Genomic DNA, 18,299 nt, shown 5'->3' with positions numbered 1-18,299 from the left:
TTTTTATTCAATGACTTTAGATTACAGCATCGTCAAGGCTAACTTCGCTAAGTTATACGCATCCACATAGCCGGAGTGTTGACGCCCTTCCCACTCAATGCCTTTCGCTTCTTGAGCCGCTTTGTGACCAATGCGTTTCTCTTTCAAACGATTTTGGATACGATAAATAGTGGCAAGGTTAACGTATTCTTTGAACGGCATTTCAATGCCTTTCGCTGCGCACTCTTGCGCAAGCACCAAATCATCACGTCCCCACGCAGCATAAATTTTGTTATTGCCGCCAAAATTTTTGATCATCGATTTGATCACTTCTGCTAATGGACGCCCCTGCTTTTCCACTTTACGTGGTGTGATACCGGTTAATTCCACGCAAAACAGCGATACTTCATCTTGCTCTGGCTTCACGTAATATTGCGCGCGCTTTACGATTTCACCTTTGACCAAATCAATCTCTGCTAAGCCGATCTCGATAATTTCACCCGTCGTGCCGACGCCATCGATATTCCAGCAGCACATTTCTAGGTCAAAACAAACGATACGATTATGATTCATGACTCGCCCAACAAGAGATAACTAAAGCGCAAAATTCTACCGTAAACCTGCCACTAACCCAAGCAACCCATAATCACTTAGGTTCTGTTCGCTGAGTTATTCAGCAATCGAGGTGGTATTTCTACCTGCGTTCTTACTTTTATATAGCTGAGCGTCAGCCAAATGGATCAACTGCTCTGCGGATTCATGCTGACGAATCGCAGCGCCGATACTCAAGGAACAGCAGACCTCTTGCCCGCTAATCTCGATATGACTGTGAAACACTGTCTCTCCGATATGAGTAAGATAGGCTTGTAACTTCTCGCGCTCAATGACATTACTAAGAATAGAAAACTCATCACCACCAAGACGAATCAAAGTATCACCCGGCTCTAAACAGTTTTCTACGGTACGGGCCACGTGCACTAACATGTTGTCGCCCCCAGTGTGACCGAAGTTGTCGTTCACTGATTTAAATTTGTCGACATCAAAACCGACTAAGGTGAAACGGCGATCTTCCGCCACCATCACGCTAATAAACTGGTTGAATGCGTGACGGCTATAGAGCCCCGTCAATGAGTCATGTTCTACCAAAAACTGTAGCTCTTTGGTTCGTTGGTCTAATTGGCGCTCAAGATTGGATTTCGCGCGGACTTGAAAGAAAGCGATGTAACTCAGCAAACAAGCAATCACAAAGCCACCAAAGACAATGGCATGGACAATAAAGAGATCGTTCGCGGTAACTTTATCGCCCAGTCTAAAATCAACGGCCCATTGACGGTTTGGTAGATGTAAAATTTTACGGACCTGCAGGCCATCCGTCGTTGACCAATGGGCACTTTCGAATAGCACTGGATCATCTTCTGCATCAAAGCCGAGATCGACCACTCGAACTTCAAGCTGCTGCTCTGCAGCCGTGCGAACCATGAGGTTATCAAAGTAATGAGAGGTGCGAATAACGCCAATCACAACGCCGATAAGACGCTGATTGGTTTGCATATCAAACACCGGGTGATAAACCAAAATACCATCGCGTTTTAAACTGTGATCCAAACCATCTTGAATCAAGCGAACCTTGTCTGAAAGACTCGGTTTGTGGTGCACTCGCATATTGTCCACCACCAGTTGAAAGCGAGGACGTGCAGAATAGAAACCAAGCACGCTATTGTTACTGGCATTGCGAGGATAAATTTCACGCGCGGCAAAGATAGCTTCTCCGTCAGGCATGACATAACCTTCAATTTTATCACCACCTTTGGGAATGGTATAAATTTGGTAATCAGGGTATTCAAGACGAGCATCAGCGATAAATTGTTCAACTTGCTGAGCTTCTACTCGTTCCATCCATTGCAGAGTAACGAGCGTTTGAGAGGCACCAATAACTTGCTTAGCAAAAATTGGAAAGTGGTTCCATTCATCGCGATCTGTGGCATGAAAGAAATTCGCCCCTGCGCCAATATGGTCTAAATCACTGCCAATAAATTCGGCCAAGACTTCGGTTTGTCGTTCGGCTAAATTTTCAAATAGAGTTTGGCTATAACGCTGTTGAGACTGGTAAGAAAAATATCCCACGCACAGTGTTATCAATGTCGTTCCAATAAAAACGAGCAAAGGATATAGCCACTTTTTGTTCAGCGATAAAGTCATTTAACCATATTTCTTAGCATTTTCTGGAGCTCATAGTACCCTTAACAACCTTAGGACTAAAACTTTTCTTACTCAACACTCATCCTTTTTTACTAGAATCACACTCTAGCCGTCCTACATCAGCATAAATCTGTTTAAAAACAGACCAACCAGTAACGTCTATAATGCTTTACATGTGTTTTCTACAAGAATCACGACTTGAATGTGATACCATCCATCCCAATTTATTTGTGATTACCCAAGTGCCGTGCTAAGCGGATCTTGAACTCAAACCTATAAGAGAATTGTCATGACGTTCGATTTACAAATGATTCCTCAAACCTTCGACATGCTGCATGCTGGCCTTGCGGTTTCTAGCATCCTATTACTTTTGATTGCCGTTTCACGTAAATCGAAAGTGATTGAGAAAGTAATCGAAAAACCAGTTGAGAAAATCGTTGAGGTTGAAAAACCGGTCGAAAAGATCGTAGAAGTAGAGAAAATTGTTGAAGTAGAGAAAGTGATTGAAAAAGTAGTTGAGGTTGAATCAAAACTGGCTACTGCATCAACGGATTCGGCTATGCAGCTCCTTTCTATCATGCAACAAGAAGCACGCCTAATTGACTTCTTAAAAGAAGACCTAACGTCGTTTTCTGATGAAGAAGTGGGCGCAGCCGCTCGCGTTATCCACACTGGCGGACAAAAAGTACTGGCTGACTACGTAACGCTTGAGCACATCCGTAACGAAGATGAAGAAACTCGCATTACTGTAGAAGCAGGCTTTAACCCGCAAGAAGTTCGTCTAACTGGCAATGTAACTGGCCAAGCACCATTTAGCGGAACCTTGGTACATAAAGGCTGGAAAGCAACCAATATGACTCTGCCAAAACTGGCTGAAAACTATAACGCAGCTGTGATCGCACCTGCTGAGGTAGAGCTGTAATGGAACACCAACAAAACGCTGCTGTAGAAACAATGCCAGCAGACACTATGGCCACAGAAAACATGCAACCTGCATTCAGTGTTGGTATCGACTTGGGTACCACTCACTGCGTATTGTCATACCTTGATACTCGTGACGAAAATGCCAAAGTTGAAGTGATGCCAATCGCTCAGCTAACAGCGCCAGGCATAGTAGAAACCCGTGAGCAACTTGGTTCGTTCTTGTACCAACCGCACGAAAACGAGATGGATAGCGCATCACGCGTGCTGCCTTGGTCAAGTGAGCCAAAAGCTTTAGTCGGTGCCATTGCACGTAATTTGGGCGCTAAAACGCCTATTCGCTTGATTGCGAGTGCTAAATCATGGCTTTGCCATGCTGGTGTAAACCGTCGTGACGCTTTCCTACCTGCCGGTAGCCCAGAAGAAGTAGAGAAAGTATCGCCACTACGCGCAACAGAGTTATACCTAGAGCACCTAACAGCGGCATGGAACCACAATCATCCAAATGCACCACTGCAAGAGCAAGATGTGACCATCACGGTGCCAGCTTCGTTTGATCCTGCAGCGCGCGATCTAACCGCAGAAGCGGCGCGTAATGTTGGCCTGACACATCTAACACTGTTAGAAGAGCCACAAGCGGCACTTTACAACTGGATCGACAACAGCAACGACGCTTGGCGTGATCAAGTGACGGTGGGTGACATCGTGTTGGTGGTCGATATCGGTGGTGGTACCACTGACCTTTCTTTAGTTGAAGTGACTGAAGAAGACGGCAATCTGACTCTTAACCGTATCGCAGTAGGTGAACACATCCTACTTGGCGGTGACAACATGGATCTCGCGCTGGCTTACCGCCTAAAAATGAAACTGGCGCAAGAAGGCAAAGAACTACAGCCTTGGCAAGTTCAAGCCATGACGCACGCGTGTCGTGATGCGAAAGAAGCGCTATTGAATGATGCTGAGCTACAAGCGGTTCCTATCGTGGTACCAAGCCGTGGTTCTAAATTGCTTGGCGCAACACTAAAAACTGAGTTGACGCAGCAAGAAGTACAACAAACTCTGGTTGATGGCTTCTTCCCGAAAGTCGCTGTAACCGAGCACCCGGTGCAACGTAACCGTGGCGCACTAACGCAAATGGGTCTGCCTTACGCGCAAGATGCTGGCATTACTCGTCATATCGCGGCTTTCCTATCGAAACAAGCGAATGCCCTTTCTGTTTCAGGAAATGGTGGCGATTCAACGCCAGCACAAGAATACAACCCATTTGCTGGCATGCCAGGCATGGGTGGCGAAACCGTATCAGCGGATTTCATCAAGCCAACCGCATTGCTGTTTAACGGCGGTGTGTTGAAATCAACCCTATTGTCTAATCGTTTAGAAGAGACCATTGGTGAATGGCTAATCGAAGCAGATGCTGAGCTACCAACTCGTTTAACCGGTACGGATCTCGATCTTGCGGTCGCCAGTGGTGCGTCGTACTACGGCTCAGTTCGTCGTGGTCAAGGTGTGCGTATCCGCGGTGGTATTGCATCAAGCTACTACGTGGGCATTGAAAGTGCGATGCCGGCGATTCCGGGTATGGCGCCACCAATGGAAGCTTTGTGTGTGGCTCCATTTGGTATGGAAGAAGGTTCAAGTGTCGATGTGCCAAGCCAACCATTTGGTTTGATTATCGGCCAACCAGTTAACTTCCAGTTCTTTGGTTCAACGGTACGTCGTGATGACTTAGCGGGCACACACCTAGATTATTGGGCGCCCGAAGAGCTTGAAGAGCTGCCTGAAATTCAAGTGACACTGCCGGTATCAGAAGGTCGTCGTGAAGGTGAGGTTGTTCCAGTGACACTGGCCTCTCGCGTCACTGAGCTCGGCACGCTTTATCTTGAAGCGATCGCCGCCGACAATGGCCAGAAATGGCATGTTGAGTTCGATGTGCGTGAAGACGCAAACAACGATTCGGCTCAAGAAGCGTAAACAAAAAATCAAACGGCATCCAATTGGGTGCCGTAATTATATTCCCTAACGCGCGGCACGAGCGAGAGAGGGAGTTTCATTTTAACTGCCGTGATTAAATTCCCGACTAATACGTGCTGTCTTCTCGGGAATGACAATAATAAAAATCCATCATCACTTAAGTTGCAGAAGGTTTGTATGGCATCTCCTCGTTTTCTTGTTGGTATTGATTTAGGCACCACCAATACTGTGGTGGCTTACTGTGAAATCACCGACAACCTTGAACAATCCCAAGTATCCCTATTTGAAATCGACCAATTAATTGGAGCTGGTGAAGTGGTGCGAAAACCGCTTTTACCCTCATTCCGTTACCATCCAGCGACGGCACAAGTTTCAACCACCGACCTAACTCTACCGTGGCAAAATGAGCCCGTTCCAGGTGATAGCCAAAACATTATCATTGGTGAATGGGCACGTGAGCTCGGCGCAAAAGTGGAAGGTCGACAAGTCTCCAGTGCCAAAAGTTGGCTGTCACATCAAGCCGTTGATCGCCGCTCTGAAATTCTGCCATGGGCAGGCGCAAGTGATGTAGAAAAAGTTTCGCCGCTGATCGCCAGTGCCAGTTACCTCAACCATATTCGTCAGGCATGGAATTATCGTAATCCAAGTAACAAGCTTGAAGATCAAGACGTGGTCGTGACCGTTCCAGCCTCGTTTGATGAAACGGCACGTAAACTGACCTTAGAAGCGGCCGAGTTAGCGGGACTGACTAAGATCGTGTTACTCGAAGAACCACAAGCGGTCTGTTACGACTGGTACGCCCGCCACCAGCAAACCGCAGCAGAAGAGCTCAAAGCACTACCACTGATCCTCGTGTGCGATGTGGGCGGTGGTACCACTGACTTGAGCCTGATTGAAGCACGTTTTACTTCCGAGAATGGCCATAGCGACGAACTGGCTCTTGACCGCATCGGTGTTGGTGAACACCTTATGCTTGGCGGTGACAACCTTGATTTAGCCTTAGCCCACCTAGCGGAAACCCGCTTTGCTCAATCCAGCCAAGCCCAAAACAAAAAGCTCAATGCCGCCAGTTTAACGAAATTAATCCAACAAACTCGTGCTGCCAAAGAAAGCCTACTCTCAGCCAACGCTCCAGAGCAGGTAAAAATCACCATGCTAGGTAGCGGTTCCAAACTGCTAGGGGGCACCAAAAGCATTGATTTAAGCAAACAAGAAGTGCATCAAATTGCTTTAGATGGTTTCTTCCCAATCAGTGAATTTGGCGAACTGCCAGATAAGCGTCGCAGCGCGGTGGTCGAGTTTGGCCTGCCGTACGTTGCTGACCCAGCAGTGAGCAAGCACGTTGCCGAGTTTTTAACTCAACACCAACAAGTCTCACGAGCAGCGTTAGGGTTAGATGAAACACAAAATGCGATTCCGGTTGCTTTGCTGCTTAACGGCGGCGTCTTCAATAGCGAATTGATCACCGATCGAGTCACGACGTTATTAGAGAACTGGCGTGGGGGTGAAATCACCGTGCTCGACAACCCACATCCTGATTGGTCAGTGGCGCTTGGTGCGGTCGCATTCGGTAAAGCTCGTCGCGGCGCTCAATTGAAGATCGGTGGTGGCGTTGCACGTTCTTACTTCCTGCATCTACAAGAAAAAAACAAACTAGGTAAAGCCTTGTGCTTACTCGCAAAAGGCACAGAGGAAGGCCAAGAGATCCGCTTAAGCGGTCGTCGTTTCTCTCTGACCTTGGGTGAACCAGTACGTTTTAATCTGCTCACCTCAACCCATGATACTTTGAGCAATCAAACCGCCATCCAAAATGGCGTGATGGTCGATGTTGATCCAGACCTGTTTCAGCCACTTCCGCCCTATATTTCCACCTTGGATAGCGAAGGCGCGGAATTGCAAGCGAACCAAAAAGAACGCGTCGAAGTTTTGCTCGCCTGCCAATTGACCGAAGTCGGCACGTTAAAAATGGAGTGTGTCTCTAGCCAAGATGACAACAAACGCTGGGCGTTAGAATTTGAAGTTCGCAACCAACAAGCCGACCAGCAAGAGCAAAATATCCACCCTCGATTAGAGGAATGTAAAGAGCTGATCAGCCGTATCTATAGCGCCAATAAAAAAAGCGCGGAAGGCAATGAAATAAAAACGCTCACTAAAGAATTAGAAAAACGCCTTGGTCAACGCGACGATTGGGATTTTATTACTCTACGTCAACTTTTTGATGCGTTTGCAACCGGCCGTAAGCGTCGTCGTCGCTCAGAGCAACATGAAAAAAACTGGCTACGTTTAGCTGGGTTTGCACTGCGTCCCGGCTTTGGTGATGCGACCGATGGTTGGCGTATTGAACAAGTATGGAGTTTGTACCAACAAGGAATCCAGTTTAAAAATCACCAAGGTTGGACCGACTGGTGGGTATTCTGGCGTCGCATTGCTGGCGGATTGAACCAAGAGCAGCAAGAAACCATTTTGGCCGACATCGCAAAGTATCTCCATCCGGGGGCGATGAAAAACCCGCAATCAGCGAAAGCCGCGCAAGAGATGGGCTACGAATCGATGGTGCGCTTGTCGGCGTCACTTGAACAACTTGATGTTGAAGATAAGGTGTTATTGAGTAGTTGGTTCCTGAGTAAAGCCATCAACCACAACCAATATCAGCAAGCACACTGGTGGGCTTTAGGCCGTCTTGCTTCACGTACGCCTTTATACGGCAGCCAACATAATGTGGTTAGCCGAGAGCAAGCGGAGCAATGGTTACCTAAATTGTTAGAGCAAGATTGGCAAAAAGAACCGATGGTGGCTTTTGCGGCGGTTATGATCTGTCGTAAAACTGGGGATCGCCAATTCGATATCTCAGAGGATTATCGCCAGCAAGTGCTCGATAAACTGAAACAAACCAAAGTACCTGAGTCATGGGTTGAACTGGTCGCAGAAGTGAAAGAACTGTCAGCAAGCGAATCTAAGCGTATCTTTGGTGACGCACTGCCACACGGTTTAACCTTACTAAAAAGTTAAACATTAGGTATTCATATCGCGCCACCATAACGCACTAGATAGTTGCTAGTCACGTGGCATTACTCTGCCCTCTTGCTTATTCTAAGCTTGAGGGCATTTTTTTAGCACTACCCTATCCATCTTGCTTGGGGTAAGATAAACCACAATGAGGAAATAGGTAGCCCATTGATGCCACACACAAATCGTCAATTACTGGTCGCTCTATTCAGTGCTTTTTGCCTATTGTGGCTAAGCGCGTTTAACTCCGTGCAAGCCAATGCTGCGCTGCCTGATCAAACGAGTCATGATATTCATTTCGACGCCGCCATGGTGTCAGCCAAATGCCCTGATGATATTCGTTCACCAAACATGGACCACCACGCAAAAGTCGAACATCAAAGCTGTTCATCCGTGTGTATCATGAAAATGCCGCTCGAGCCTCTCAATTACGCTCTGCAACTGTCTCCAAGTGCCATCGCTCCTATCGGACACGACGTAGAAGGCAAAGCCATTAGTCGAACTCAGACTCTTTTTCGCCCCCCAATATCCTAATCCTCACCTCAGGTAATACGATCGCAACGATCAACCTCGTGCACTGTGCACGCGCATTCCGTTTCAAGCGACACCATTAGGAAATTAAAACATGAACCAATTTTTTGCGCTTTTCGCCTCACTGATGATGGCATTTTCAGCTCAAGCGGCCACCGCTGAACAACCGACAACCACATTCACTGAAGGTGACTATTACACTGTGATTGATGGCCCGAAAGCCGACACTCCAACCGTGACCGAATATTTTTCGTTTTACTGCCCACATTGCTACAAATTTGAATCTATCGTACAAAACTTGAAGCCAGCTCTTGCTGATGATGTGACATTTGAAAAAGTACATGTGGGCTTTATGGGTGGTCCAATGGCACCAGCAATGGTAAAAGCCTACGCCACAATGGCAGCACTGCAGGTCGAAGACCGCATGGTTCCAGCCATGTTCGAACAAATCCACATTTTGCGTAAAGCGCCTCAAAGTGAAGCGGAAATACGTCAGTTATTTATCGATAAAGGCGTCAGCGCCAATGCTTTTGATTTGGCCTACAACAGCAAAGCAGTTGAAAAGAAACTAAAAGAGTACGATGAAAAGTTCACAAACAGCACGTTACGTGGCGTACCTGCCGTGGTGGTTAACAACAAGTACATCGTGGTTGCGAATAAGATCACCAGTTACGCTGAATACAACCAGTTGGTTAACTACCTACTAACGCTATAGGCGTTACACTCGCCATTTTCCCTACCCCCCACTAGCCAGAGCTCATGTTCTGGCTTTTTTATTAGGATTCACACCATGCCGATTGAAGCAATGAACTTAGAACACTTCACAGCTATCTACCAGCGCGCTGCGGAGCGTAAAGGCGGTGAGCAAGCGCTTGAAGCTCTGCTGTCCACGCCTCTCAGCCGCGAAGAGATCGCGGCGATTAGCGATGACCGCTGGCTCTCTGCATTTTCAATGAAGGTATTTCAATCCGGCATGGCGTGGAAAGTGGTACGTAACAAATGGCCCAATTTTGAAGAGCTGTTTTTTAATTTTAAAATTGACCCATTACTGATGCTTTCTGATGAACAATGGGAAGCGAAAGCGGCCGATAAACGTATTATTCGTCACAATGGCAAAGTCATGTCGATTGCCGCCAATGCACAGATGATTTACGAAGCACGTGTTGAGCATGGCTCTCTGGGCAAGATGATCGCCAACTGGCCGGTAGAAAACATTACCGAGCTTTGGCTCTATTTTAAAAAACATGGGCAACGTTTAGGGGGAAATACCGGCCCTTACGCACTGCGTCAAATGGGGGTTGATACCTTTATTTTGTCGGGCGATGTCGAGGCTTACTTGCGTGCTTACAGTATCATTGAAGGCGGTAGAGACACGAAACGCTCTCTGAGCCAAGCCAATCAAGCCTTTATTCATTGGCAACAACAAAGTGGCCGCAGTCTAACGCACATTAGTCAGATCATCGCTTTTAGTAGTGGTGACAATCGTCTTGTTGGATAACATAACTCACTGCCTACACAGACGCCTCTAGACAGCGTTGTATTTAAACCCATACGCAATGGATTGCCTTCTTGCTAAATGACTATTTTTTATAACTTTTCTTGATTACCGAGTGTTATTCCATTAAGTTCCACGTCGGAAATGTAACTACTAGGATTGACACCATGTACAAAGGTTTATTCGCTTCACTAATCGCGGTTATGCTGACAGCTTGTTCTGGCGCAAACGTGACCAGTCAAATGCGTGATTTTGACGCGACTAACTCAGAAAAAATGTTTCGTTGCGTAACAGTGGAAACTGGGTCTTCAGATACCAACGAAGAACTTGCGGCTTATGATGGTTGGACAATGGTTTACACGTCAGAATACACAACTGACAACAAATCAACCACTGAGCTAACAGTTTGTTTTGAAAAGAAAAACTAATTAAAACTATCGGTGGGGTAACTGCCCCACCGATAACTGAATAGTGAATATTCAATCTTAAGCGATAATGTATAGCGCCACATAAGGCACTACATTAAACACTAAAATTAACAGCTTATAGGTCGCTAAGTAACGAAAATACTGCGCTTTTAATTCATCATCAGATAAGGCGATAAATTGACGGTGGATACGCATAATACGTTGTTGACCATTGAACAATAAAAAACCCGCCACGGTTAACACCAACAAATTTAGCACTGAGCACCAACCAAAAAACGCTCTCAACACTTCAATATCCATCACACGCTCCTCTGTATTGACCAATCTCTTAGCCTATCATTGAAAAACTCATACTTCCGCTAATCTAAGCGACATCTGTGTAGTTTGACTTTCTAAAATGCTCTCAAGCATCCCAACATTCAAATGCCCATACACTCACGATAGCTGTCGCGGCTGCGCATTTACATTACGATGTTTCAATGAGATATAAGCAAATAAGAAAAAATATACCAGCGATTGAGCGATAGTAATCGTATTGGCCAACTGATCAAAACTGAAGGAAATAACAATATGACGAACAATGAAAATTATGGCGAGATAGAGCAGTGATGCAGTTAGAAACAATGTTTGCGCTGATGCAGCCTGCTGGTAATGCGCCGCTACTCTGCCACTAATAAATAACACACAAACAACCCCTGCGATAAAAGCCGCGCTGCCTATAGGCGCTTCATCACCGTAAACATTGAAGACATCCTCACAAAGGTAAAAAGTCACAAACCCCATCATGACGGCCATGACATTGAAGATCACCAACCCAGCAACCGTAATCGCCACCATTTTTAAACCGTCTTTAAATTTACTGTTTTGCACGAGACACTATCCTTGTCATAGTTCTAATATCAATACACGAAACGAGTTATAGATAAACAGGCGCATCGTAATGATGCCCTTCATCAGTGTAAGCGGTCACAATCACATCTTCGACTAAGCCGGATTCAGCGGTTACTTGGGTGTCAAAAAAATGTTGGATCTGCTTGCGACGTCCATGAGCAGACCATGACTCGGCATCTTCCCAGATTTCATTAAACACGATTGGATACTCATTTCTTACCGCACTTGGGTGATCAATCTGACGCGTGAGCATGTACTGAACACACCCTTCTTCGCGATAGGAATCAGGCTCTAACGCTTTTAATACTTCAAATAATTCAACTTCTTTACCTGCTTTGGGCTTAAATTGCGCCAAAACGTAAACTCGACATGTCATGTAACGACTCTCCCTGTAATGTTGTCAATTGTGCTAGATCTTCCCATAAAGCCTTAATCTAACGTTACCGTTTCTCACAAAACATGGGCCAGCATGAGACGCACTCGCGGTTTTTCAAACACATAAAAAAATCCCCCGATAAATCGAGGGATTTCTAAGTGCTTATATTATATCGAATAATTTAAACTAGTTTACTAAGCTCATTGCTCTGACTTTTTCATCCAGATCAAATAAATGCGCCGCGGCTTCAACATGCTGTGGGTACTCATGAAACTGCGCACGACAGGTCTCGGTCATTTGACTCAGCTCTTCAGCTAGCATCAATTTCCAATACAGTGGCGAGGTTCGCAGCATCGCCAATAACGGCTTAAGCACTTCTTTTTCGTACGCTTGCATTAACCACTCTAAGATTTCTTCGCGCTTGTCTTCACTATCAATTGACTCAGACATTGCCTTAAGTGCTTTCTGATAACTCGGATTGCTCGCCAAATCATCCATCACCTGCGTGTTCTCTTGGGCAAGAGCAAGTAAAGCCGTATCAATGACATACCGCCAATGAGCTTGGCTCAAATCGATGTCACTTAAACAATCCGGTTCGCGACGAATTTTTCCTTCAATATCACGTTGTGCTTTCATTACCACTGAGCGCACCGTTTGGAAAGGCAGTTGGTACGTTTTACTCAGCTCAACAATCAAGGCATAAAAGCCACCGTGTGGCAGATGAAGATTCGCTTTAAACGCAGCGAGGGCGGCATCTTGCTGAGGAGTCAGTTCGCTCATAAAAGTTTTATTCCTGTATTTTTGTACGTTTTACAGCTTGTGATTTACACCATTGCTAAGCTGAGCGGTCACTGTATACCAAGCGTAGAACTGAAGCGAGCGAACCTTAGCCGTCAATCTGATTGTCTTCTAATACGCTAAAATGGCTTTTAGCAGAGCACGGTTTACCTGCATTTGTATTTCTTCCGTATCAATAAACTTGGTTAAGCCCTCTGGCTCCATGTTTTCAGACAGCAAAAAATCTTCCTCCGTCAACGCACTCGCATCACCTGTTTCCATCGCGTAATTCAGCTTAGCATTTAGAGCTTTTCCCTCTTCGCTCTGCCAGAAATTAAGCACTATATCCATTTCTTCAGAAGTAACATATTGAGCGAAATAAGGGGCAACAACGGTGTAATAAACTTCGTTAGGTACCTTATCCATTTTCCCACACAGTTCAGCGAGATCTGAATCGATATCGTTCTCGGCACATAGATAGCCGTAAGTAAATTTTACGGTATCGGCAAATTCAACGACTTGCAGCGTTTTGACCGCTTTTTCTAGTAATTCACTCTCTTGAGCTGAAGATAGCCACGACATCGTCGACAGCAAAATCATGACGGCTATATTTCTAACTTTCATTCTATCCCTTAACAATAATCTTTCGTTTTAAGCTCGAGTAACCAAACTAACCAGCATCACAGATGAAAGACAATATCACTCGCCAAACCAACGATCATCTATTCATCAATGACTTATAAGTAATCATAACACTATTGGTTTATTAAACAGTGATGAATTGCTGATCCAAGTCATCGGCGCTTTTGACCGTTTATCCGCAAAACGAACCGTTTATCTCATCGCCCAACACCTCTTTTCTTTAGAGCGTATTCTGTCTCCATTCACATAGCGATAGGGATTCACGCAATGAAAATATCTAAAATGTTACTGTTAAGCGCTGTTTTATCCACCTCAATGGGCAGCACTCAACTCTTTGCCAATCCAACGGCCGATATTCTCGCCAGTTACTCACAAGCTGCTGACGGCGATAAAGCGATGGTTGAAACCGTATCCAACCAACTGAACGCGCTGATTGAGCAACAAGGAGCAAAACCGCTCACCATGGTTTATCTCGGTAGTACACAAACACTACAAGGTCGTGATGCCTTTTTGCCATGGAATAAAATGAAATACACCGAGCAAGGTTTAGCGACCATGGCCAAAGGTCTTGGTTTACTCGATACCTTGCCAGCAGACATTAATCAGCAAGAAAGAATTCAAGGGTTACCAGAAGCCTATCTTGCACAAGCCATGGCTGCAGTCACATACACCTCTTTACCCGATATGTTTAACCACTTTGAGCGTGGCTATGACTTGTACCTCAATCTGCTCAATAACGAAAATTTCGTTCAGCAACCTTTCGCTGCATCGGCATGGGTTTACCACACTGGTATAGTCGCAGCTCTCAGAGCCAATGATGTCAAACAAGCTCAAGCATGGTTGAGCACCATGGAAAAAATCGACGCCTATAACCCGCAAACACAAGCAGCTAAAAGCCTTGTGGCCAGCCAAAGTTAAGGGGGGAATATGATCGTTTTCAATCACATTCAACGTCATTATCAACTAGGTAACCAAACCGTGCCTGCCTTGAAAGATGTTTCAGGAGAAATTATTGCCGGTGAAATGGTTGCGCTATGTGGGCCATCGGGAAGTGGTAAAAGTACCCTGCTCAATATCTTGGGCTTGTTAGACATGCAATACCAAGGCTCCGTCAGCATGGATGGGGCTCCGCTACCCAAGAGTGCCAAGCAAGCCGCGATGCTACGTCGTGCCCAACTCGGTTTTATTTTCCAACGTTTTAATCTTGTTCCAGTGATGAGCGCGCTTGAAAACGTGGCTTATCCATTGCTGCTAAACGGATTTAGTCGTAAAGAGCAACACGACAAAGCGGCGCAAATGCTTGAATTAGTGGGGCTGGCAGGCTACCAACATCATCGCCCAGATAATTTGTCAGGTGGACAGCAGCAACGAGTAGCGATTGCTCGAGCTTTAGTGCATCAGCCACGTTTAGTGATTGCCGATGAGCCGACCGCAAGTCTCGACAGTACCACCGCCAATCTGGTGATCGACATAATGAAAAACCTCGGTCATGAAATGAACACCACGTTTGTGATCGCAACTCACGATGCTCGCATGGCATCGCGCTGTGATCGCACTATTGAGTTACTCGACGGCCAATTGCATTCCTATCACGCAAGCAATGAGGTGATATCATGGGCAAGTTAACCGCTTTACTCATCCCCAATGCAATGCGCCTTGCATGGCTTAATTTACGCCGTAATCAACGCCGTAGTGCGATGTCGATCTTAATCATTACGATTGCGGTCTTCGCCCTCACCGCCACCGGAGGCTTTGGTTTATACACTTACAACAGCCTAAAAGAAGCCACTGCGCGTGATATCGGCCACTTAATCATTTCGACTCCTGATTACTTTGAAAAAGACGAAGAGATGCCGTTAGCCAATGGCCTCGAACAACCTGACGAATTAGTCAAAAAAATCATGGCGATGGATAGCGTGCGTGGTGTTCAGCCGAACATTGCGTTCACAGGTTTGATTTCCAATGGCAATAAATCTGCGATTTATATCGGCAACGGCGTTAACGACCGCGAATTTGATATGAAAGGCCCCTTTTTGGATATTCAGCAAGGCAAAACACTGTCGAATTTACGCTCTTCTCGCTACCACGCTGACGAACCCGAAGTGATGCTAGCGGTAGATTTAGCGCGAAACCTCAACGTGACGATCGGCGATTGGGTCACGTTATTGGCAACCACCACTGACGGCGCGCTTAATGCCTACGATTTTAAGGTTCACGGCATTTATTCAACTGGCGTACCGGAAATGGATAAGCGTCAGCTCTACGTGCACATAGATAGCGCTCAAGACCTGCTCTACAGCAACAAAGTCAGCACGGTATCAGTATTCTTATTCGACTTAGCACAGACCGAAACCACCTCACAAGCCATTCGCCAATTAATCGCGCAACAAGCCCAAGCACTGGAAATTACGCCTTGGAATGAGCGAGCCTTTTATTATCAAAACGTAAAAAGCCTCTATGACCGTATCTTCGGCATCATGGGAGTGATCATGGCATTAGTGGTGTTTGTTGCCCTTTTCAACACCATGACCATGTCCGTGACTGAGCGTACTCGTGAGATTGGCACGCTTTCCGCTCTAGGTAATTACCCCAATGAAATCATCGCCGGATTCATGCGCGAAGCTGGGCTTCTCGCCATCATCGGCAGCTTGTTGGGGATACTCTCCGCCGCGCTGCTCACTCTATTCCTGATGCTTGTCGACGTACAAATGCCGCCACCACCCGGTATGACGCAAGGGTATCCACTCACGATCTATTTTTCGTTAGACCTTGCCGTTATGGCACTACTTGGCGTACTCGCCATTTGCTTAACCGCCGCCTTCTTCTCTGCCCGTAAAGGGGTTAAAAAACCGATCACAGAGGCTCTCACTTATGTTTAATTACCAATCAGCTGTTACGGCATTGGCGATGTTCAGCGCCTTGTTCAGTGTCACGTTCAATATACAAGCTAGCACCACAACCTTAGATACACAGCAAGTGAAACAGTTGGTCATAAAAGCAGATGCCTACCGGATGGAAGGCACTTCAGCCCGCGTGATCTCACTGGTTCATCTTTACAATGCTGGCCAGCTGGAAAAAACTCGTCAATACAATGTTTATTCAAGACCCAATCGTCAATCGCTAGTGGTGTTTAAATCCGCGGTCGAAGCAGGGCAAAAAATGTTGATGTTAGAGGATAACTTTTGGCTGCAAATGCCAAAGAGTCGCCGTCCAATTCGAATCACGCCGATGCAAAAATTACTCGGTGATGCGTCAGTGGGTGATATTAGCACCCTCACTTGGAGTGACGATTACCAAGGAGAATGGCGAGGCAATGAAACGATCAATGACGAGAACAATACGGCCTATCCAACTCATCTGATTGAGTTAAACGCCAAGACTAACGGCGCAAGTTATCAACGCATTGAATTATGGCTTGAGCAGAGCACGGGATTTCCGATTAAAGCTAATCTCTACTTGCGTTCAGGTAAACTCGCCAAGCAAGCCTATTTCTCACGTGGGATGCGCAATGACGCCATGGCCGTGACTGCGATGACCTTACACGACGCCATCCAAGCAGATAAGAAAACCGTAATTGAATACCAATCAATCACGCCATGGCAATTGGATGATAAGTTTTATAACCCAAGCTTCCTTGCTCGCAATAGCACATCGGAACTGTAGTGATGCACCGCGCACTCTTTCATACCCTCCCCGCAACGCTATTGCTGCTACTGACGGCATTGCCTGCGCAAGCGAGTCAATGGCAGTTTGATTGGGATTGGGCGGTGTCTGGCCAAATCCACCAGCTGCAAAACAGTGATTTTATCCAGCCCAATAACGATTCGCAGACGCATCTCGATGGCTTACTGGACGTGCAAATTGGATATGGTCAATGGAGTGGACTCTTTGCTCTATATAGCCAAGACCTCTACCAAAGCCATCCACAAAGCTGGTTTGAAAAAACCAATAATCAATGGATTGTTCGCGAGATCGCATGGCAAGGTGAGGTCGAGATTGGCCAACACAGTATTGATTTAAGCTTAGGGAAAATGCGCCTTGATTACGGAGTAAGCTATGGTTATCGGCCTTTGGATATGTTCAAACCTTACCGTCAAAACCCGATTGGATTGAGTGTTGAAGAAGGTGCTACGGTGGCTACCCTCTCCAAATTTGATGGCAATGGCGAGTGGAGTTTGCTCTATACCAATTCACATTGGAGCGATACTGATGTGGATACGTTTGATAAAGCTAATCAACAACAAGGCATTGGCCTGCGGCGCTATGCTTTACTCGCTCAACATGAGTATCAACTCGTCGCCTACTACGACGATGTACGCCAAGGAGCGCTTGGTGGCAGTTGGGTTAGCGTCATCGGCGATGCATGGGAGTTTCATAGTGAAGCATTGTGGCAACACAAAAGCGTTGGCTATGAACTACCGAACGCTCAGTATCAAGCGGTCGATATTAAAGAACAAGGTCATGCATGGCAGGCGCTTGCTGGCTTTACTTACACATCAATGACTGGCCATAGCCTGATTGGGGAATATTGGTACGATAGTCGCGCATGGAGTCACACCCAATGGCAGCAAGCAAGATCTAACGCCAAGAGTCTGCAAACACACCCAGCAACTGCATCTCTCGTAAATTCTTACGCCCAAGGATTAAACCACTACAACTTGACTCAGCACAGCGCGATGTTGCACTGGAGTTGGGATACCGAGGCTTGGTTACAATGGCAATCGGACAGCCATTGGCATTGGTTAGGCGACTTTACGCCGAAATTGGATCTATTAATGTCTCCCCAAGATGGTGGCATTATCGCAACACAGTGGCTCACTTACCAATGGATCGATAGCGGTGAAGCATCGGTAGATTTGGAATTTACTGCACGATTTTTAGCCGGAAAATCGGATTCTGCTTACGCGCAGATCAATGATCGCCGTACACTGGTATTCACGATTAAAGGGAAGTTTTAATGACCACCTCACGCTACACAATATGCCCGAAGTGGCGTAGCTTTATTATCACTAGCCTGTTTTGTTTACTGGTTTCTATTGCTACCTATACCATCTGGGGTGGGAAAGCCTATGTGCACGTCATG

The 18,299-nt window shown here is 46.2% G+C and carries 19 protein-coding genes; 12 read left to right on the top strand and 7 right to left on the bottom strand.

The features are described 5' to 3' along the window. Nucleotides 1-21: 21 nt before the first annotated feature. Nucleotides 22-552, bottom strand: a complete 531-nt coding sequence (locus tag RH85_RS21590; protein WP_006714846.1) for a 3'-5' exonuclease — start codon at nt 550-552, stop codon at nt 22-24. Between the two features lie 96 nt (nt 553-648). After that, nucleotides 649-2,178 (bottom strand): sensor domain-containing diguanylate cyclase, encoded by a 1,530-nt coding sequence (locus tag RH85_RS21585; protein WP_006714845.1) that lies wholly within the window; start codon nt 2,176-2,178, stop codon nt 649-651. 289 nt (nt 2,179-2,467) lie between these two features. Between RH85_RS21585 and RH85_RS21580 the strand changes: the two genes are divergently transcribed. The 7 genes from RH85_RS21580 (at nt 2,468) to RH85_RS21550 (ending at nt 10,530) form a co-directional block, all read left to right on the top strand. Beyond that, nucleotides 2,468-3,100 (top strand): DUF2760 domain-containing protein, encoded by a 633-nt coding sequence (locus tag RH85_RS21580; RefSeq protein ID WP_006714844.1) that lies wholly within the window; start codon nt 2,468-2,470, stop codon nt 3,098-3,100. Further along, the gene (locus tag RH85_RS21575; RefSeq protein ID WP_006714843.1) at nt 3,100-5,070 is read left to right on the top strand and encodes an Hsp70 family protein; all 1,971 of its coding nucleotides are present in this window, start codon (nt 3,100-3,102) and stop codon (nt 5,068-5,070) included. The genes RH85_RS21580 and RH85_RS21575 overlap by 1 nt, the downstream gene beginning before the upstream one ends. A gap of 177 nt (nt 5,071-5,247) precedes the next feature. Then, nucleotides 5,248-8,079 carry an Hsp70 family protein gene (locus RH85_RS21570; protein WP_006714842.1) on the top strand — a complete coding sequence of 944 codons (2,832 nt, stop codon included), beginning with the start codon at nt 5,248-5,250 and terminating at the stop codon, nt 8,077-8,079. Nucleotides 8,080-8,247: 168 nt separating this feature from the next. Beyond that, nucleotides 8,248-8,610, top strand: coding sequence for a hypothetical protein (locus RH85_RS21565; protein ID WP_006714841.1), 363 nt, complete (start codon nt 8,248-8,250; stop codon nt 8,608-8,610). A gap of 91 nt (nt 8,611-8,701) precedes the next feature. After that, the gene (locus RH85_RS21560) at nt 8,702-9,322 is read left to right on the top strand and encodes a thiol:disulfide interchange protein DsbA/DsbL (protein ID WP_006714840.1); all 621 of its coding nucleotides are present in this window, start codon (nt 8,702-8,704) and stop codon (nt 9,320-9,322) included. Nucleotides 9,323-9,412: 90 nt separating this feature from the next. Next, nucleotides 9,413-10,105, top strand: coding sequence for a DNA-3-methyladenine glycosylase I (locus RH85_RS21555; RefSeq protein WP_039949551.1), 693 nt, complete (start codon nt 9,413-9,415; stop codon nt 10,103-10,105). Nucleotides 10,106-10,269: 164 nt separating this feature from the next. Further along, complete coding sequence (locus RH85_RS21550) at nt 10,270-10,530, top strand: hypothetical protein (RefSeq protein WP_006714838.1); 261 nt, start codon at nt 10,270-10,272, stop codon at nt 10,528-10,530. 57 nt (nt 10,531-10,587) lie between these two features. Here RH85_RS21550 and RH85_RS21545 read toward each other — a convergent pair whose 3' ends face one another. From RH85_RS21545 to RH85_RS21525, 5 genes are all read right to left on the bottom strand, one after another. Continuing rightward, the gene (locus RH85_RS21545; RefSeq protein ID WP_006714837.1) at nt 10,588-10,830 is read right to left on the bottom strand and encodes a DUF6868 family protein; all 243 of its coding nucleotides are present in this window, start codon (nt 10,828-10,830) and stop codon (nt 10,588-10,590) included. A 135-nt stretch (nt 10,831-10,965) separates the two neighbouring features. Then, nucleotides 10,966-11,400, bottom strand: coding sequence for a hypothetical protein (locus RH85_RS21540; protein ID WP_006714836.1), 435 nt, complete (start codon nt 11,398-11,400; stop codon nt 10,966-10,968). Nucleotides 11,401-11,446: 46 nt separating this feature from the next. After that, nucleotides 11,447-11,797, bottom strand: coding sequence for a putative quinol monooxygenase (locus RH85_RS21535; protein ID WP_006714835.1), 351 nt, complete (start codon nt 11,795-11,797; stop codon nt 11,447-11,449). Between the two features lie 186 nt (nt 11,798-11,983). Further along, nucleotides 11,984-12,577 (bottom strand): hypothetical protein, encoded by a 594-nt coding sequence (locus RH85_RS21530; protein ID WP_006714834.1) that lies wholly within the window; start codon nt 12,575-12,577, stop codon nt 11,984-11,986. Nucleotides 12,578-12,706: 129 nt separating this feature from the next. Further along, on the bottom strand, nt 12,707-13,198 hold the full coding sequence (locus tag RH85_RS21525; RefSeq protein WP_138956515.1) for a hypothetical protein: 492 nt from the start codon (nt 13,196-13,198) through the stop codon (nt 12,707-12,709). A 285-nt stretch (nt 13,199-13,483) separates the two neighbouring features. On the opposite strand from RH85_RS21525, the gene RH85_RS21520 reads away from it, so the two are divergent. From RH85_RS21520 to RH85_RS21500, 5 genes are read left to right on the top strand one after another with little or no spacing between them, the layout of a single operon-like run. Continuing rightward, entirely contained in the window at nt 13,484-14,134 is a 651-nt protein-coding gene (locus tag RH85_RS21520; RefSeq protein WP_006714832.1) for a hypothetical protein, read from the top strand. Nucleotides 14,135-14,143: 9 nt separating this feature from the next. Then, on the top strand, nt 14,144-14,842 hold the full coding sequence (locus tag RH85_RS21515; RefSeq protein ID WP_006714831.1) for an ABC transporter ATP-binding protein: 699 nt from the start codon (nt 14,144-14,146) through the stop codon (nt 14,840-14,842). Then, on the top strand, nt 14,830-16,095 hold the full coding sequence (locus tag RH85_RS21510) for an ABC transporter permease (protein ID WP_006714830.1): 1,266 nt from the start codon (nt 14,830-14,832) through the stop codon (nt 16,093-16,095). The genes RH85_RS21515 and RH85_RS21510 overlap by 13 nt, the downstream gene beginning before the upstream one ends. Next, the gene (locus tag RH85_RS21505) at nt 16,088-16,879 is read left to right on the top strand and encodes an outer membrane lipoprotein-sorting protein (RefSeq protein ID WP_006714829.1); all 792 of its coding nucleotides are present in this window, start codon (nt 16,088-16,090) and stop codon (nt 16,877-16,879) included. The genes RH85_RS21510 and RH85_RS21505 overlap by 8 nt, the downstream gene beginning before the upstream one ends. 2 nt (nt 16,880-16,881) lie before the next feature. After that, nucleotides 16,882-18,174 carry a hypothetical protein gene (locus RH85_RS21500; protein ID WP_006714828.1) on the top strand — a complete coding sequence of 431 codons (1,293 nt, stop codon included), beginning with the start codon at nt 16,882-16,884 and terminating at the stop codon, nt 18,172-18,174. The last annotated feature ends 125 nt before the right edge of the window (nt 18,175-18,299 follow it).

The sequence above is a fragment of the Vibrio ichthyoenteri ATCC 700023 genome (genome assembly GCF_000222605.1).
In the GTDB taxonomy this organism is placed as follows: domain Bacteria; phylum Pseudomonadota; class Gammaproteobacteria; order Enterobacterales; family Vibrionaceae; genus Vibrio; species Vibrio ichthyoenteri.
Note: the sequence above shows the minus strand (reverse complement) of the source record. Positions and strands in the feature narration are given on the sequence as shown.

Coding starts and splice junctions, on each gene's coding strand:
- RH85_RS21590 (WP_006714846.1), bottom strand. CDS start 552: ATGAATCATAATCGTATCGTTTGTTTTGACCTAGAAATGTGCTGCTGG.
- RH85_RS21585 (WP_006714845.1), bottom strand. CDS start 2,178: ATGACTTTATCGCTGAACAAAAAGTGGCTATATCCTTTGCTCGTTTTT.
- RH85_RS21580 (WP_006714844.1), top strand. CDS start 2,468: ATGACGTTCGATTTACAAATGATTCCTCAAACCTTCGACATGCTGCAT.
- RH85_RS21575 (WP_006714843.1), top strand. CDS start 3,100: ATGGAACACCAACAAAACGCTGCTGTAGAAACAATGCCAGCAGACACT.
- RH85_RS21570 (WP_006714842.1), top strand. CDS start 5,248: ATGGCATCTCCTCGTTTTCTTGTTGGTATTGATTTAGGCACCACCAAT.
- RH85_RS21565 (WP_006714841.1), top strand. CDS start 8,248: ATGCCACACACAAATCGTCAATTACTGGTCGCTCTATTCAGTGCTTTT.
- RH85_RS21560 (WP_006714840.1), top strand. CDS start 8,702: ATGAACCAATTTTTTGCGCTTTTCGCCTCACTGATGATGGCATTTTCA.
- RH85_RS21555 (WP_039949551.1), top strand. CDS start 9,413: ATGAACTTAGAACACTTCACAGCTATCTACCAGCGCGCTGCGGAGCGT.
- RH85_RS21550 (WP_006714838.1), top strand. CDS start 10,270: ATGTACAAAGGTTTATTCGCTTCACTAATCGCGGTTATGCTGACAGCT.
- RH85_RS21545 (WP_006714837.1), bottom strand. CDS start 10,830: ATGGATATTGAAGTGTTGAGAGCGTTTTTTGGTTGGTGCTCAGTGCTA.
- RH85_RS21535 (WP_006714835.1), bottom strand. CDS start 11,797: ATGACATGTCGAGTTTACGTTTTGGCGCAATTTAAGCCCAAAGCAGGT.
- RH85_RS21530 (WP_006714834.1), bottom strand. CDS start 12,577: ATGAGCGAACTGACTCCTCAGCAAGATGCCGCCCTCGCTGCGTTTAAA.
- RH85_RS21525 (WP_138956515.1), bottom strand. CDS start 13,198: ATGAAAGTTAGAAATATAGCCGTCATGATTTTGCTGTCGACGATGTCG.
- RH85_RS21520 (WP_006714832.1), top strand. CDS start 13,484: ATGAAAATATCTAAAATGTTACTGTTAAGCGCTGTTTTATCCACCTCA.
- RH85_RS21515 (WP_006714831.1), top strand. CDS start 14,144: ATGATCGTTTTCAATCACATTCAACGTCATTATCAACTAGGTAACCAA.
- RH85_RS21510 (WP_006714830.1), top strand. CDS start 14,830: ATGGGCAAGTTAACCGCTTTACTCATCCCCAATGCAATGCGCCTTGCA.
- RH85_RS21505 (WP_006714829.1), top strand. CDS start 16,088: ATGTTTAATTACCAATCAGCTGTTACGGCATTGGCGATGTTCAGCGCC.
- RH85_RS21500 (WP_006714828.1), top strand. CDS start 16,882: ATGCACCGCGCACTCTTTCATACCCTCCCCGCAACGCTATTGCTGCTA.